This window comes from Micromonospora marina, assembly GCF_900091565.1.
Lineage (GTDB): Bacteria > Actinomycetota > Actinomycetes > Mycobacteriales > Micromonosporaceae > Micromonospora > Micromonospora marina.
The window spans coordinates 16,212-29,156 of the sequence record NZ_FMCV01000030.1; the positions used below are offsets into that span (position 1 = coordinate 16,212).

17 protein-coding genes are annotated in these 12,945 nt (G+C 74.5%); 3 read left to right on the forward strand and 14 right to left on the reverse strand.

Annotation, left to right across the window (positions count from 1 at the left end):
- Window position 1: 1 nt before the first annotated feature.
- Together GA0070215_RS25650 and GA0070215_RS25655 are read right to left on the reverse strand one after the other, a co-directional pair.
- Window positions 2–1,279 (reverse strand): cupin domain-containing protein, encoded by a 1,278-nt coding sequence (locus tag GA0070215_RS25650; protein ID WP_091050816.1) that lies wholly within the window; start codon window positions 1,277–1,279, stop codon window positions 2–4.
- 3 nt (window positions 1,280–1,282) lie between these two features.
- Window positions 1,283–1,585 carry a hypothetical protein gene (locus GA0070215_RS25655; protein WP_073829703.1) on the reverse strand — a complete coding sequence of 101 codons (303 nt, stop codon included), beginning with the start codon at window positions 1,583–1,585 and terminating at the stop codon, window positions 1,283–1,285.
- A 157-nt stretch (window positions 1,586–1,742) separates the two neighbouring features.
- Here GA0070215_RS25655 and GA0070215_RS28730 point away from each other — a divergent pair, with 157 nt between their 5' ends.
- Window positions 1,743–2,057, forward strand: a complete 315-nt coding sequence (locus GA0070215_RS28730) for a hypothetical protein (RefSeq protein ID WP_091050819.1) — start codon at window positions 1,743–1,745, stop codon at window positions 2,055–2,057.
- Here GA0070215_RS28730 and GA0070215_RS25665 read toward each other — a convergent pair.
- From GA0070215_RS25665 to GA0070215_RS25700, 8 genes are all read right to left on the reverse strand, one after another.
- A complete protein-coding gene (locus tag GA0070215_RS25665) occupies window positions 2,042–2,470 on the reverse strand; it encodes a DUF2267 domain-containing protein (RefSeq protein ID WP_091050895.1) in 429 nt (142 codons plus the stop codon). The genes GA0070215_RS28730 and GA0070215_RS25665 overlap by 16 nt on opposite strands.
- A 5-nt stretch (window positions 2,471–2,475) precedes the next feature.
- A complete protein-coding gene (locus tag GA0070215_RS25670; RefSeq protein WP_013286051.1) occupies window positions 2,476–2,658 on the reverse strand; it encodes a hypothetical protein in 183 nt (60 codons plus the stop codon).
- 95 nt (window positions 2,659–2,753) lie between these two features.
- The gene (locus tag GA0070215_RS25675; RefSeq protein ID WP_091050823.1) at window positions 2,754–3,623 is read right to left on the reverse strand and encodes a DUF72 domain-containing protein; all 870 of its coding nucleotides are present in this window, start codon (window positions 3,621–3,623) and stop codon (window positions 2,754–2,756) included.
- A gap of 48 nt (window positions 3,624–3,671) precedes the next feature.
- Window positions 3,672–4,070, reverse strand: coding sequence for a TraR/DksA family transcriptional regulator (locus GA0070215_RS25680; RefSeq protein WP_018788410.1), 399 nt, complete (start codon window positions 4,068–4,070; stop codon window positions 3,672–3,674).
- A 182-nt stretch (window positions 4,071–4,252) separates the two neighbouring features.
- Window positions 4,253–4,882: a nucleoside/nucleotide kinase family protein gene (locus tag GA0070215_RS25685; RefSeq protein ID WP_091050826.1), complete on the reverse strand. Its 630-nt coding sequence runs from the start codon at window positions 4,880–4,882 to the stop codon at window positions 4,253–4,255.
- Window positions 4,883–5,011: 129 nt separating this feature from the next.
- Complete coding sequence (locus GA0070215_RS25690) at window positions 5,012–5,623, reverse strand: winged helix-turn-helix domain-containing protein (RefSeq protein WP_091050829.1); 612 nt, start codon at window positions 5,621–5,623, stop codon at window positions 5,012–5,014.
- 360 nt (window positions 5,624–5,983) lie between these two features.
- Window positions 5,984–6,103, reverse strand: a complete 120-nt coding sequence (locus GA0070215_RS29915; RefSeq protein ID WP_377467707.1) for a winged helix-turn-helix domain-containing protein — start codon at window positions 6,101–6,103, stop codon at window positions 5,984–5,986.
- Window positions 6,104–6,292: 189 nt separating this feature from the next.
- On the reverse strand, window positions 6,293–6,670 hold the full coding sequence (locus GA0070215_RS25700) for a cupin domain-containing protein (protein ID WP_091050833.1): 378 nt from the start codon (window positions 6,668–6,670) through the stop codon (window positions 6,293–6,295).
- 70 nt (window positions 6,671–6,740) lie between these two features.
- On the opposite strand from GA0070215_RS25700, the gene GA0070215_RS25705 reads away from it, so the two are divergent.
- Both GA0070215_RS25705 and GA0070215_RS25710 read left to right on the forward strand, forming a co-directional pair.
- A complete protein-coding gene (locus tag GA0070215_RS25705; protein WP_018788415.1) occupies window positions 6,741–7,133 on the forward strand; it encodes an ankyrin repeat domain-containing protein in 393 nt (130 codons plus the stop codon).
- 23 nt (window positions 7,134–7,156) lie between these two features.
- Window positions 7,157–8,137: a DUF3500 domain-containing protein gene (locus GA0070215_RS25710; RefSeq protein ID WP_051090532.1), complete on the forward strand. Its 981-nt coding sequence runs from the start codon at window positions 7,157–7,159 to the stop codon at window positions 8,135–8,137.
- On the opposite strand, the gene GA0070215_RS25715 is transcribed toward GA0070215_RS25710, so the two are convergent.
- From GA0070215_RS25715 to secA2, 4 genes are all read right to left on the reverse strand, one after another.
- The gene (locus GA0070215_RS25715; protein WP_091050838.1) at window positions 8,115–8,867 is read right to left on the reverse strand and encodes a class I SAM-dependent methyltransferase; all 753 of its coding nucleotides are present in this window, start codon (window positions 8,865–8,867) and stop codon (window positions 8,115–8,117) included. The genes GA0070215_RS25710 and GA0070215_RS25715 overlap by 23 nt on opposite strands.
- 138 nt (window positions 8,868–9,005) lie before the next feature.
- Entirely contained in the window at window positions 9,006–9,509 is a 504-nt protein-coding gene (locus GA0070215_RS25720) for a DUF2231 domain-containing protein (protein ID WP_091050843.1), read from the reverse strand.
- 76 nt (window positions 9,510–9,585) lie between these two features.
- A complete protein-coding gene (locus GA0070215_RS25725; protein WP_018788419.1) occupies window positions 9,586–10,302 on the reverse strand; it encodes a GAF and ANTAR domain-containing protein in 717 nt (238 codons plus the stop codon).
- A 190-nt stretch (window positions 10,303–10,492) separates the two neighbouring features.
- Window positions 10,493–12,787 carry an accessory Sec system translocase SecA2 gene (secA2, locus tag GA0070215_RS25730; RefSeq protein WP_091050847.1) on the reverse strand — a complete coding sequence of 765 codons (2,295 nt, stop codon included), beginning with the start codon at window positions 12,785–12,787 and terminating at the stop codon, window positions 10,493–10,495.
- Window positions 12,788–12,945: the final 158 nt, after the last annotated feature.

Genomic DNA, 12,945 nt, shown 5'->3' on the forward strand with positions numbered 1-12,945 from the left:
GTCAGGCGGGGGTCAGGACCGCCTCCTTGAGCAGGCGGCGGGCCAGGGTCAGGCGGTCGGCGTCGTCGTCCAGGCCGGGCAGGTCGCCCACCCGGGTCACCTCTCCGTTCAGCAGCGCGCGCAGCGCCGCCTCGCAGGTGCCGGGGAGCGTGAGCGTCCGGTCGGGCACGCGCAGCGTGACCCGCCCGTCGGTGGCGGGGGCGAGCTGCCAGCGCAGGCCGCCGCGCACCGCGACCTCGCTGTCCGCGGTCAGCCGGGCCAGCGCCTGCGCCTGCGCCAGGGGCCGGATCGGCGCGGGCCGGGAGGCCGGCCAGACCCGGGCGCGCAGCCGGCCGGCCACCGCAGCCGGATCGGCCCGCAGCAGCCAGTCGCGCAACGCCTCGACGGTCTCGGTCAGCTCCGGCTCGATCGCGTCCGGGTCGGCCAGGTCGAGCCCGAACGGCAGGCTCGCGCGCAGCCGCGCGTCCTCGGCGGCGAGCGCGAGCAGTTCCTCGACCACTGCGTACCGGGTCAGCGCCCGGACACCCACGGTCAGGTGCAGCGAGCTGGACTCCTGGGCCTGTGCGCTGTGCAGCCAGCCGCGCGGCAGGTAGAGCGCGTCGCCCGGTTCGAGCACGACGTCCAGCGCCGGTCGCCCGTCGGCGGTCGCGGACACCTCGTCGGCCCGGCCGCCCCAGGGCTGGCGCTCCAGCGGGTCGGCCAGCACCGGCGGGTGGATCCGCCAGTGCTTGCGCCCGTCCACCTGGAGCACGAACACGTCGTGGGTGTCGTAGTGGGTGGCGAAGCCCTGACTGCCGGCCGGAGTCAGGTAGGCGTTCACCTGCAACGGCTGGGCCAGCGCGGTGCCCAGGTCGCGGGCGAAGCCGACGAGCGCCGGCCAGGTGCGGTGCAGACCCTGCAGCACCAGCGTCGCACCGTCGGCGTACAGCGCCAGCACCTTCTCGTCGAGGACCTGGTCGCCGATCTCGGCGCCCGCGCCACCGCCGCCGGTGTAGTGCGCCGCCGGCACCAGCTGGCCGTCCTTCGCGACCCGCAGGAACGGGGTACGCAGGCCGCGGCGGCTGAGCAGCTCGTCGGCGTCGGCGGGGCTGAGCAGGTCGGCGAAGCCGTCCGGGTTGGGCAGTTCGGCGGCGCGGGACAGCAGCGGGCTGCGCCCCCAGTGGTCGGCGGCGAACTTGGCCGGCTCCACCGCCACGCACCGGGCCAGTGCCTCGGTCGCGGCGAACGGAACCGCCGGGCGGCCGTGGCCACCCGGCGGGTCGACGTGCGTGGTGCTCATGTGTCAGGCGCTGCCGTCGGCGCCGCCGTCGTGCTGACCGGGGGTCGCGCCGCCGTCAGCCGGACCCTCGGCCCCGCCGTCCGCGCCACCGTCGTGCTGACCGGGGGTCGCGCCGCCGTCAGCCGGACCCTCGGCCCCGCCGTCCGCGCCACCGTCGTGCTGGCCCGGGGTCGCGCCGCCGTCAGCCGGACCCTCGGCCCCGCCGTCCGCGCCACCGTCGTGCTGGCCCGGGGTGGCACCGCCGTCGGCCGGGCCCTCCAGGCCGCTGCCGCCGCTGCTCTGGATGTCGTCGTCGTTCAATGCCATGGGTGCTCCCTCGGTGTGCCGCCCCGCGTGGTGCCGGGGTCCGTGTGCAGCGGGTGGTACCCCACACCCGATCTTCTCTAACCACACCGTAGACGCCCGGGCCTCGTCGTACGGACGGTTCGCGGGCAAGCTGCCGGAACGGGCGGACGCCAGCTCGGTGCTGACCGACAACTTCCGGGCGACCTGGGACGGCGCGTACGCGCTGAACCAGGCCGACCACATCGCCTGCGGCCGGGCCACGATGGACGCGGTCTGCGACGCCGGCAACCGGACCGGGGCGTGGCGTCGCTGCGGGCACACGGGGCGTACCTGGGCGCGGCGATGTTCCTGGTCGCCACGTCGGGCTGGCAGCACCGGAACTGGCCGGGAGCGGTTCCACCCGGCCGGGCGGCCGGTGTCCCGGACGCCCGTGGCCCGCCCCGCCGAGGGGGCGGGACGGGCCGGTCCCGTGCCGGATCAGGGAATCATCTGACGCAGGTCACGCGGCATCGTGGCCTTCACGTCCTCCCACTCGCCCTGGGTGACGTGCCGGCGCAGCGTGTCCAGCACGACCTGCACCACCCGCTGCGCGCCGCCCTGGACGTCGTACGGGAAGCCCTGGCGCACCTCGTACAGGAAGTCGTCGCGGTTGAGCTTGATCGGCACGTTCTCCGGCTGCCAGCCGTCGAAGTAGATCCCGCGCACCAGCACCGGCAACTGCTGGGCGAACTCGGCGCTCTCCTGCACCGGCAGCCGGTCCCGCAGCAGGTGCAGGACGGTACGCAGCGCGGCGTAGGACTGGTTGCGCTGTTCCTTCGGCCAGCCGTACGCGGACTCGATCTCCTTGAGCATCACGTTCGTCTTGTCCAGCGAGGATTCGAACGCGGACAACAGCTGTTCGGCCATCGGGCTCACCCCCGTGCTTCGGTCTCCCAGCGTCGGTCGTCGGCGCGGCGCGGCGGACCGCTGGGGCCCCGCCACAGCCGGGTCGGGCTGAACCGGCCGGGTCGTTCGCCCCGCCGTGGCGCCTCGGAGCTGCCGACCACGTGCAGTACGCCACCGCGGCGCCGGTCCGCCACCACCCGTACCGTCATGACCCACCTCCTCGTCGCGGCGCCCGAACCGGCGCCCACACTCCATGCTGCGGCGGGGGCGGGTGAGCGGGCCTCACCCGCACCGGGTGAGACGCTCAGGCGTCCAGCAGGCCGGCGAGTGTGGTGGCGTTGCGCTGCGCGTAGTCCTGGTAGCAGTTGTTCATCAGCACGTGCGTCCGCTCGGCCCGGCCGGCCAGCTCGCGCAGCTTCGGCGCCCAGTCGCGCAGCTCCCGCTCGGAGTAGTCGTAGCCGAACTTCTCGTGGATGTCCTTGCTGGTCCACTTGTCGCTGTGCCCGTGGAACCGGACCACCGCGAGGTCGGCGGTGGCCGCCAGCACCGGAGGGATGGACGACCTGTGTCCCTGCGGCATGTCCACGCAGACGAACGGCAGCTCGTGCTCGCGCAGGAACCCGAGCGTCTCCTCGGCGTTGTCGCCGTCGAACCAGGAGGCGTGCCGGAACTCGACGACCGGGCGCAGCGGCGCGCACCGCCGCTGCACCTCCAGCAGGTACTGCTTGTTGGCCCGCTTGATGGTGAACCAGGGCGGGAACTGGAACAGCAACGCGCCCAGCTTGCCGGCCTCGACGAGCGGGTCGAGGGCGGACAGGAACCGGGTCCAGACCTCCTCGTACGCCTGCGCGGGCAGGTCGTCCGGGTAGACGTTGCGCTTGTCGGTCTCCGGGCGCAGGTCCTTGTAGAGGGCGGAGACGCGCGTGGGGTGGCCGGTCAGCAGGCTGAATGCCTTGACGTTGAACGTGAACCCGGCCGGGGTGCGTTCGGCCCACAGCCGGGCCGTCCGCTCGGCCGGCGGCGAGTAGTAGGTGGCGTCCACCTCGACCAGCGGGAACTGCCGGGCGTAGTAGGACAGCCGTTTCTCCGGCGTGTCGGCGCCCGCCGGGTACCAGCCGGAGTCGAGCAGGGTCCGGTCGGTCCACGAGGCGGTGCCCACCTTGATCTCACCCATGGGGACAGTCCACCGCGTCGGAGGACCGACCGGCAACCGGAACGGCGTTCAGGCCGCCCGCCGCTCCCGGGTCTGCTTGCAGGCCACGCAGGAGGTGGCGGACGGGAAGATCTCCAGCCGCTCCACCGGGATGGGCGCGGTGCAGCCCTCGCAGAAGCCGTAGGTGCCCTCGTCCAGGCGGGTCAGCGCGTGCTCGAACTGCGCCCGCCGGTCCAGGATGGTCCGCAGCAGCGACTGCGCGGTGTCCCGCTCGGCGGTCTTGGTGCCGCTGTCGGCCTGGTCGTCGCCGGCGGTGTCGCCGACCTCGACCAGCCGCAGCACCTGGCTCTGCGCCATGGTCTGCTCGTACTCGGCGGTCAGCTCGTCGTACCGCGACCGCAGGGACTGCCGGATCTGGTCGACCTCCGCCTGGGAGCGGCCCGTGGCTGTCGTGTCGTGGACGAGCATCGCTGCCTGCCTTTCCAACGTCCTCATACCGGTCCGGGGCGGCCAGCGCCCCGGACCCGGTCCGACTGTGCGAGCGCGGGCGACGAGATCACCCGTGCTCTGTGAGCCGGGCGATTACCCCCGCCCTCGGCGGGTCAAACCGGCTGTTGCCTGAGTGTTTTCGGTGACTCCGGAACCCCTGGTCAGGTGGCCTCGACCAGCGCTGGACGGCGCGGGTCGTCGGCCCGGACCACCACGTCGGCGAAGGACGCGGGTTCGACCTCACCGGCGTAGCGGGCGAAGGCGGGCAGGGTCCACCGCAGCGCGGGTTCGGTGCGCCGCGCCAGCGCCGCCGGGGAGAGCACGAGGTGGACGGTGACGTCGAACGGCAGCGCGCCGCCGAGCAGCAGCGCGCCGCTGACCAGGACCACCCCGCCGGGGGGCAGGTCCACGTACGCGGCGCGGCTGGCCCGGTCGGCGGCGGCGTCCCACAGCGACGGCAGCAGCCGGCCGGAGCCGTTCGGGCCGGCCGGGTCGAGCACCTCGCGGCGCAGCCCCGGCTCGTCGAGCCAGCCCTCGTAGTAGGCGTCCGGGTTGGTGCGGCCGTGCTCCAGGCGTACCGAGGCGGGACGGAGGAAGTCGTCGGCGCGGACGTGCAGCACCGGCCGGCCGGCGGCGCGCAGCGGGTCGATCAGCGCTTCGGCCAGCGTGTCCGGCGCGGCGGCGGGCGGCCCGTCCACGGCGACCCGCAGCCGGCCGGGCGTCCCGGTGCGGACCAGACGCGCGGCCAGCTCGTCGACGAGCAGGTCGGGACTGATCGGTCGCACGCGCATCGGACCATCGTGCCGCGCGGGCGGGCCGGTCACCACCTGGTCTCCTCCGGGCGGGCGGGTCACCACCTGGTCTCCTCCGGGCGGTCGGGGCTCCGTCCGGCGGCGGTCGTCCGGTGGTGGTCCCGGTGGTCAGCCGGTGCGGTCGATGGTGACCCGGGCGTCGTCGGCGAGCCGGTAGCCGACGCCGTAGACGGTGGTGACGAGCGGGACGTCCACACCGACCTTCCCGCGCAGCCGGCGCACGTGCACGTCGACGGTGCGGACGCCGGCGTGCTCGTACCCCCAGACGGCGTTGAGCAGCTGCAGCCGGGTGAACACCCGGCGCGGGTGGGCGACCAGGTGCAGCAGCAGGTCGAACTCCAGGCGGGTCAGCGGCAGCGGCTCGCCGTCCCGCAGCACCGACCGGGACGACGCGAGGATGTGCAGGGCCGGGATGGTCGGGGCGAGCGGGCGGGCCGGAGCGCGGCCGGCCGGGACGGCGTCGGGGCGGCGCTCGGCCGGGACGGTGCCCACGCTGACCACCGCGTCGCCGCGTTCGAGCATCTCGCGGGCGGCGTCGAGGAGCCGGCGGGCGGCCGGGGTGAGCGACTCCTCGCAGGCGAGAGGGATGGTGAGGGTGACGGTGAGCATGGGCGCGGCGGCGGTGTTGGCGGGACGGCGCTGGCCGCCGGGGGGACGTCCGGGGACCGCGGGTTGGGACGTATGCCATCCGGCGCGCGACGAGGCGGGGCTGACCGACATGGTCCTCCTTGGACTGGTCCGGGTATCTCCCCACGGCCCGGGACGCCGCTTCATCGATGCTTCCCGGCGTCTCTGCGAGGGTCAAGGGGCGGCTGCGTTGCATGAATGTGACATTTGACGAACACATCGCAGCCGTGCGCTCGCTCTGCGTGCGAGGCCCGTTGATTACAGCAGAGCACCGATTCGGGATGGTACGGGGGGTCTCCCCGGGGGGTTCACAATGGCGGATCGGCCGGGAACGTGAACGTGGCGCACGTCGGGGACGGGTGCGCCGCGCGCCGGTCCGCCGAGGTCAGGCGTCGTGGCCCACGACGATCGCGGGATCGTCGGCGAGTCGGTGGCCCACGCCGTACACGCTGGTCACCAGCGGCGTGTCCGGCCCGAACTGGCCCGCAGCCGGCGCACGTGCACGTCGACGGTGCGCGCCACCGCGTGCTCGGAGCCCCAGACGCTCGTGAGAAGTTGCCGGCGGGTGAACATCCGGCGGGATGTTCGGCGAGGAACCGCAGCAGGTCGTCATCGATGCGGGCCAGCGGGGTCTCGGCGCCGCCGTGGCGGACGCGCCGGCTGCCGGTGAGGATGCGCACGCCGCCGGGGGCGGGCGCCGCCACGTTGCGCTCGATCACGAACCATCAGGTAGGTGATACCGGATGCTGGGACGAGGGGCGCTCACCGCCGCACCGGCGGCTCCACCTGGTAACCCGGCACCGACGGCCAGCGGACGGTGAGCACCGTGGACTCCCGCTCCGCGTACCAGGAGTGGTCCACGCCCCGGCCCCACACCACGTAGTCGCCGGGCTCGCGCAGCACCACCGTCCGGTCCGGCAACTCGATCCGGAACGCGCCGCTGATCAGCACCAGCAGGGCGGTACGCCGCTCACCGGTGGCCCACCGGGACCGGGTCTCCCCCGCCGGGTGCACGCCCCACTTCACCTCCACGTCGGTGCTGTGCCGCACGTCCCCGGCCGGCTTGAAGTGGCCCAGCAGCCAGCCCGCGTCGGTCGCGCCGTCCACCGCCGCGTTGCCCACGTACACCCGATCGTCCATGCGCGCGCCTCCCGTGCCCGGCTGCGCAAGCTACCAGGCGTATCCGGCCACGACGCCATAGCCTGGGCGGATGCCCGACGAACTCGACGACGAGACAATCGCCTTCGCCCACCGGATGTTCGACCTGGCCCGGGCCGGCTCGACCGAGGAGCTGGCGGCCAACGTGGACGCCGGGCTGCCGGTCAACCTCACCAACGCCAAGGGCGACACGCTGCTGATCCTCGCCGCGTACCACGCCCACCCGGACACGGTGGCCGCGCTGCTCGCCCGGGGCGCCGACCCGGCCCGGGTCAACGACCGGGGCCAGACCGCACTCGCCGCGGCGGTGTTCCGGCGCCAGGAGCGGGCGGTCCGCGCGCTGCTCGACGCCGGCGCCGACCCGGACCACGGCGGCCCGTCCGCGGTCGAGACCGCACGGTTCTTCGAGTTGCCCGACATGCTGGCGCTGCTCGGCCGCGCGTGAGCCGCGGGCGGTATACAGGGACGGTGGAGGATCCCGTACCCGAGCAGATGCGAACGGCGGCGGCGGCGTTCCTGGCGGCGCTGGACGAGCCGGCCCGCCACGCCGCCCGGCACACCTTCGACGACGAACCGGCCCGCCGGTGGCTGGAGTACCGGCCCCGGCCCCGGCCCGGCGTCACCCTCGCCGGCCTGGACGTCGACGCCCGCAAGGCCGCGCACCGGCTGCTCGCCACCGCCCTCAGCCCGGCCGCGTACGCGCAGGCCGTAACCGTCATGGCGCTGGAGGAGGTGCTGGACCGGGCCGAGGACTGGCGGCGCGGCCGGCACAGCGGCGACTACTGGGTGGCGGTCTTCGGCGACCCGGCCCGCGACGACTACTGGGCCTGGCGGTTCGAGGGACACCACCTGTCGGTGAGCATGACCGTCGCCGACGACCGGGTCTGCCCCGCGCCGGTCTTCCTCGGCGCCAACCCGGCCACCGTCCGGCACGCCGGGCGCCCGGTCTCCCGGCCGCTGGGCCCCGAGGAGGACCTGGCCCGCGAGCTGCTCGACGCGCTCGGACCGGGCGGCCGGTCCGCCGCGATCATCGCCGACGAGGCGCCCGCCGACATCATCAGCGCCACCCGGGCCACCGCACCGGACCGGCTCGACCCGCTCGGCGTACCCCGGGGGCGGCTGCGGCCGACCGGCCGGGCCCTGCTCGACCGGCTCGTGGCGCTCTACCTGGACCGGCTGCCGCCGGAGCTGGCGGCCCGGGAGGCCGACCGGCTCGACGGCGGCGAGCTGCACTTCGCCTGGGCCGGACCGGTCGAGCCGGGCCGGCGGCACTACTACCGGGTGCAGGGCGAGGACCTGCTGATCGAGTACGACAACACCACCGACGACGGCAACCACGCGCACACCGTGCTGCGCCGCCCGGCCGGTGACTTCGGCGCCGACGTGCTGGCCGCGCACCACGCCGCGGCGCACCGGCCCGGCCCGGTCAACCCCGGCGCGCCTCGATGAGGAAGCGGCGGGCGTGCGCGACGAACGGTCCCTCGGCGCGGATCCGCTCGTCCAGGCGGCGCAGCTCGTCGGTGTAGCGGCCGGCGGTGAAGCCGGGCACCGTCCAGACCACCTTGCGCAGGAACCACACCACCGCGCCGATGTCGTGGAAGACGGTACGCAGCGTGGCCTCGCGCAGGTCGACGACGGTGAGCCCGGCGGCACGCGCGTCGGCAACCGCCGCCTCCGGGTGACGGTGCTCCGGTGGCGGCAGCGGCCCGAGGATCGCCTCGCTCAGCTCCCGTACCGTGCCTGGGCCGATCTGCTGGGACAGGTAGGTGCCGCCGGGGCGCAGCACCCGGGCCACCTCGTCCCACCACGTGTGCACCGGATGACGGCTCACGGCCAGGTCGAAGGCGGCGTTCCGGAACGGCAGCGGCGGCCGGTCGGCCACCCGTACCACAGTCGCGCCGAGCGGGCGCAGGTTGCGCCGGGCCACCGGCACGTTCGGCGGCCACGCCTCGGTGGCGACCAGCAGCGGCGGCGGCGCCGGCACCTCGGCCAGCACCTCTCCCCCGCCGGTGTCGATGTCCAGCGCCGCCGTCACGCCGGCCATCCGGTCGGCCACCCGGCGCGCGTACCCCCAGGGCGGGCGCTCCTCGGTGGCGCGGCCACGCAGCCACTCGAAGCCCCACCCCTCGACCGGTGCCGCCTCGGCCTCGGCCACGAGTTCGGAGAACATGCGGACCATGCCCGCGAGCCTGCCGCCCGGCGGCGGCCGCGGCAACGCATTTCGGCGCAGCCGACGGGCGGTGCTGCCGGTGCCCAGGGCCTGCGCGGCGGAGCCCGCGCCAGCGCCCGACGGACGGCGGCCCGTGGCGCCGGCGGGTCAGAACGGGCGCGGACGCGCGATCTCGACGGTGGACCCGGCGGGCACGCCGCCGACCGGCTCGAAGCCGGTCGGCTCGGTGGCCCGGTCGAACTGCTGCATCAGCCGCGCGCCCAGGGCCACGCCGACCGCGCCGACCGCGAGGGCGACGAGTTCGGCGGCGAGCAGGACGCCCGTCGCGCCACGCTGCGGCGCGCTCGCCCGGATCAGGCAGGACAGCAGGAACAGCGCCGCCATCACGGCGTTGACGAGGTTGAACGCCAGGACGGTCCGGCTGGTGCGCCCGGTGCGGACGTCCCACAGGTCGACCAGACCGGCGACCGTGGTGAGCCCGGCGGCGACGAGCGCGGCCACCGCGGTCCAGTAGCCCACCTCACCGAGGAACGCCGGGCCGCCCGCCACGTCGGCCAGATCGAAGATCGCGGCGCACACGAACAGGCCGAACGGGAACGTGACAAGCATCGGTTGAATGGGATGCCCCTGCACCCGCAGTCGGCTCTGCATCGCTTCCTCCCCAGGTCGGCGCAGCTCACCAGTCCAGAGTGCTACCCGAGGTGCCGCGAGGCGAAACGACTGTCGCTCAGTTGTCCCGGGGCCGGGAGACGGTCAGCACGAGCCGCTCGGCCACCTGGCGCAGCGGGATGTCCAGCGAGGACGCGGCGCTGCGCAGCACCCGAAGTGCCTCCGGCGCGGGACAGCCGCGCTGCGTCATGATCACGCCGACGGCCTGCCCGATCACCCCCTCGGCCAGCAGCGAGTCGTCGATCTCGTCGGCCCGGCTGGCGGCCCGCTCGCGGTCGCGGGCGGCGGCCAGCAGCAGCCCGGCGTGCTCGGCGAGCAGCATCGCGGTGAGCTGGTGCCGGGGGGTGAGCGCGTCGGGCGACCCGGCGTACAGGTTGATCGCGCCGATGACCTGCTCGTCCACGTCGACCGGCGCGGAGATCACCCCGTGCACGCCCAGCGTACGGGCCCGCTCGCTCCAGGCCGGCCAGCGCGTCTCGCCGGACAGCCCGCCCGCGATGATCATCTCCCGGCGGCGGATGGCCGTCATCGCCGGGGTGTCCGGGCCGTGCCGCAGGTCGTCCAGCTCGGCCCGGTCCGGGTCGGAGGCGGCCACCCCGGCGGGCTCACCGGCGCGCAGCACGGTGAAGCCGCAGCAGTCCACGCCCGGCACGACGTCGCGGGCGATGCGGACCAGGCGGTCGAGCGCCTCGTCGAAACGGGCCACGCCGATCAGGCCGGCGGTCAGCTCGCGCAGCAGCGCGGCCGTCTCCAGCACGCCGAGGTTGTCGATCATGGGCTGGCGCGTGTGGAGGTTCACCGGGCCGGAGCCTCCCCCGTCCACGCGGTCTCCCCGTCCGGCACCGTTGCCTGTCCCATGTCCGTCCCTCCTGTGGCCGGGCCCCGGCCTACTACCCTCGCAGACCGCCGGCGAAACCGCGCAAAAAGGCCCCTCCCGGCGCACCGGAAGGGGCCTTCGGCGCAGGTCAGCGCGACCCGGAGATGAGCCGCCGGCCCACCGAGGCGATCAGCCGGTCCAGCTCCGAGCCGAACGGGTTGTCGTGCACCAGGTACGTCCAGGTGGCGCTCGGCCGCACCAGCTTCGACGAGTCCGGCTCCCAGCCCTCGTCGAACTCGGTCTCCTCGAACGTGGCCACGGTCCGCGTCTCGATCTCGGGCACCAGCGCGTTGAACGCCGGCACCGCGCTGCGGTGGAACTCGTCGAGCGGGTCGAGCCGGCCCAGCGCCCGCAGGTGCACGCCCTCGCGGACCTCGGACAACTCGGCCAGGTGGTCGGCCCAGAGCCGGTCCAGGTGGTAGAGGGCGATCGTGCGGGCCACGTCGGCGAGCAGGTCCTCGTCCATCTCGCCGGCCTTCTCCGGCACCCGCTCCAGCAGCATCAGCGCGGCGATGTCGCTGGTCAGCAGCCGCTCCCGGCGCTCGGCGAGCGCCTTGCGCTGCTGCTCGATCACCTGGCTGTAGCGCCACGTGTTGCGGTGGATCTCGTGGTTGACGCCCTCGGCGACCCGCTGGGCGTGCTCGACCGCGTAGTCGACCTGCGGGTCGGTGACCAGGCCGTCGGCGTTCATCCGGGGCGAGGCCGGCACGGTGTCGCCGGCGTGCCGGACCACCAGGTCGTCCTCCAGGCTGACGAAGAACACCGACCCGCCCGGGTCGCCCTGCCGGCCGGCCCGGCCGCGCAGCTGGTCGTCGACCCGGCGGCTGTCGTGCCGGCCGCTGCCGATCACGTACAGGCCGCCCAGCTCCGCCACCCGGTCGCGGTCGGCCTGGTCGCTGCCGCCCAGCCGGATGTCCACGCCCCGCCCGGCCATCTGGGTGGAGACAGTCACCGCGCCGTACGCGCCGGCCTCCGCGATGATGCCGGCCTCCTCGTCGTCGTTCTTGGCGTTGAGCACCACGCACGACACCCCGGCCGCGTTGAGCGCGGCGGCCAGTCCCTCGGACTCCTTGACGTCGAGGGTGCCGATCAGCACCGGCCGCCCCGCCTGGTGGCAGCGCGTGATCTCGTCGACCAGCGCCTCCTCCTTCTCGGCGCGGGTGGCGTAGATCCGGTCCGGCTCGTCCTCGCGGACGCACGGGGTGTTCGGCGGGATCACCGCGACCTCGAGGCCGAAGAACTCGCGGAGCTGGTCGCCGACGAGCACGGCGGTCGCGGTCATGCCGCAGACCGTCGGGTAGAGCGCGATGTACGCCTGCACGGTGATCGTGCCCAGCACCTCGCCCTCGGCGGTGGCGTCCAGGCCCTCCTTCGCCTCGACCGCGGCCTGGAGCCCGTCCGGCCAGCGGCGGCGCTGCGCGACCCGGCCTCGCATCTCGTCGATCAGCTCGACCGAGTCGTCCCGGACGATGTAGTCCACGTCGCGGTGCAGCAGGGCGTGCGCGTGCAGCGCCACGTTCACCGTGGAGAGCTGCCCGACGTGCTCGGCGTCGTACAGGTCGATGCCGCCGAGCTTGGCCTCGACGGTGGCCAGGCCGACGGAGGTGAAGGCGACGCTGCGGCCGTCGTCGGCGACCGTGTAGTGCTTGCCCTTGCGCAGCCCGCGCACCAGCGCGGCGGCCGCGTGCACCGGGTCCTGCTCGCCGCCGACCGCACCGGCCAGCACCATCGGCACCCGGGCCTCGTCGATCAGGATCGAGTCGGCCTCGTCCACGATCGCGGTCTTCAGCGGCGGCTGCACCCGGTCGGCCAGGTCGGTGACGAGCTGGTCGCGGAGGAAGTCGAAGCCGGCCTCGCTGACCGACACGTAGGTGACGTCGCAGGCGTACGCGGCGCGCCGCTCCTCGGGCGTGGACGCCTCGTTGACCCAGCCGACGCTCAGCCCGAGCAGGTCGTAGACCGGGGTCATCCACTCGGCGTCGCGGCGGGCCAGGTAGTCGTTGACGGTGAGCACGTGCACCGGGCCGTTGCCCAGCCGGACGTGCCCGTACGCGGCGACGGTGGCGGTGAGTGTCTTGCCCTCACCGGTGGCCATCTCGGCGACCTTGCCGGACAGCAGCGCCATCGCGCCGAGCAGCTGCACGTCGTAGGGGCGCTGGTCGAGCCCGCGCCGGGCCGCCTCGCGGCCGACCGCGCAGATCTCCTCGTACCCCGTGGCCCGGCCCGCGGCCTCGGTCAGCTCGGCGTCGGAGAGCTGCTCCAGGTCCGCCTCGCGCGCCTCGATCGCCGGCAGCAGCTTCTCCAGCGGCGCCAGGTCGACAGTCGTCCCCGGGCGCTGGAGGAACCGGCGGAACCTGGTCTTCAACCGTTGCGACACACCCATGAGCGGCAACGGTACGCGAACCGGAGCCGATTGTGACCCCCGCCCGCCGCGTGCCGGGCCCACCCCTTCCGGCCCGCTTCCGTCGATCATGAGGTTGACGGCCTTCTGTGTCCGTTTTGTCACCGCCAACCTCATGATCGACGCGTTCGGGCGGGGGC

Coding starts and splice junctions, on each gene's coding strand:
- GA0070215_RS25650 (WP_091050816.1), bottom strand. CDS start 1,279: ATGAGCACCACGCACGTCGACCCGCCGGGTGGCCACGGCCGCCCGGCG.
- GA0070215_RS25655 (WP_073829703.1), bottom strand. CDS start 1,585: ATGGCATTGAACGACGACGACATCCAGAGCAGCGGCGGCAGCGGCCTG.
- GA0070215_RS25665 (WP_091050895.1), bottom strand. CDS start 2,470: ATGGCCGAACAGCTGTTGTCCGCGTTCGAATCCTCGCTGGACAAGACG.
- GA0070215_RS25670 (WP_013286051.1), bottom strand. CDS start 2,658: ATGACGGTACGGGTGGTGGCGGACCGGCGCCGCGGTGGCGTACTGCAC.
- GA0070215_RS25675 (WP_091050823.1), bottom strand. CDS start 3,623: ATGGGTGAGATCAAGGTGGGCACCGCCTCGTGGACCGACCGGACCCTG.
- GA0070215_RS25680 (WP_018788410.1), bottom strand. CDS start 4,070: ATGCTCGTCCACGACACGACAGCCACGGGCCGCTCCCAGGCGGAGGTC.
- GA0070215_RS25685 (WP_091050826.1), bottom strand. CDS start 4,882: ATGCGCGTGCGACCGATCAGTCCCGACCTGCTCGTCGACGAGCTGGCC.
- GA0070215_RS25690 (WP_091050829.1), bottom strand. CDS start 5,623: ATGTCGGTCAGCCCCGCCTCGTCGCGCGCCGGATGGCATACGTCCCAA.
- GA0070215_RS29915 (WP_377467707.1), bottom strand. CDS start 6,103: ATGTTCACCCGCCGGCAACTTCTCACGAGCGTCTGGGGCTCCGAGCAC.
- GA0070215_RS25700 (WP_091050833.1), bottom strand. CDS start 6,670: ATGGACGATCGGGTGTACGTGGGCAACGCGGCGGTGGACGGCGCGACC.
- GA0070215_RS25705 (WP_018788415.1), top strand. CDS start 6,741: ATGCCCGACGAACTCGACGACGAGACAATCGCCTTCGCCCACCGGATG.
- GA0070215_RS25715 (WP_091050838.1), bottom strand. CDS start 8,867: ATGGTCCGCATGTTCTCCGAACTCGTGGCCGAGGCCGAGGCGGCACCG.
- GA0070215_RS25720 (WP_091050843.1), bottom strand. CDS start 9,509: ATGCAGAGCCGACTGCGGGTGCAGGGGCATCCCATTCAACCGATGCTT.
- GA0070215_RS25725 (WP_018788419.1), bottom strand. CDS start 10,302: ATGATCGACAACCTCGGCGTGCTGGAGACGGCCGCGCTGCTGCGCGAG.
- secA2 (WP_091050847.1), bottom strand. CDS start 12,787: ATGGGTGTGTCGCAACGGTTGAAGACCAGGTTCCGCCGGTTCCTCCAG.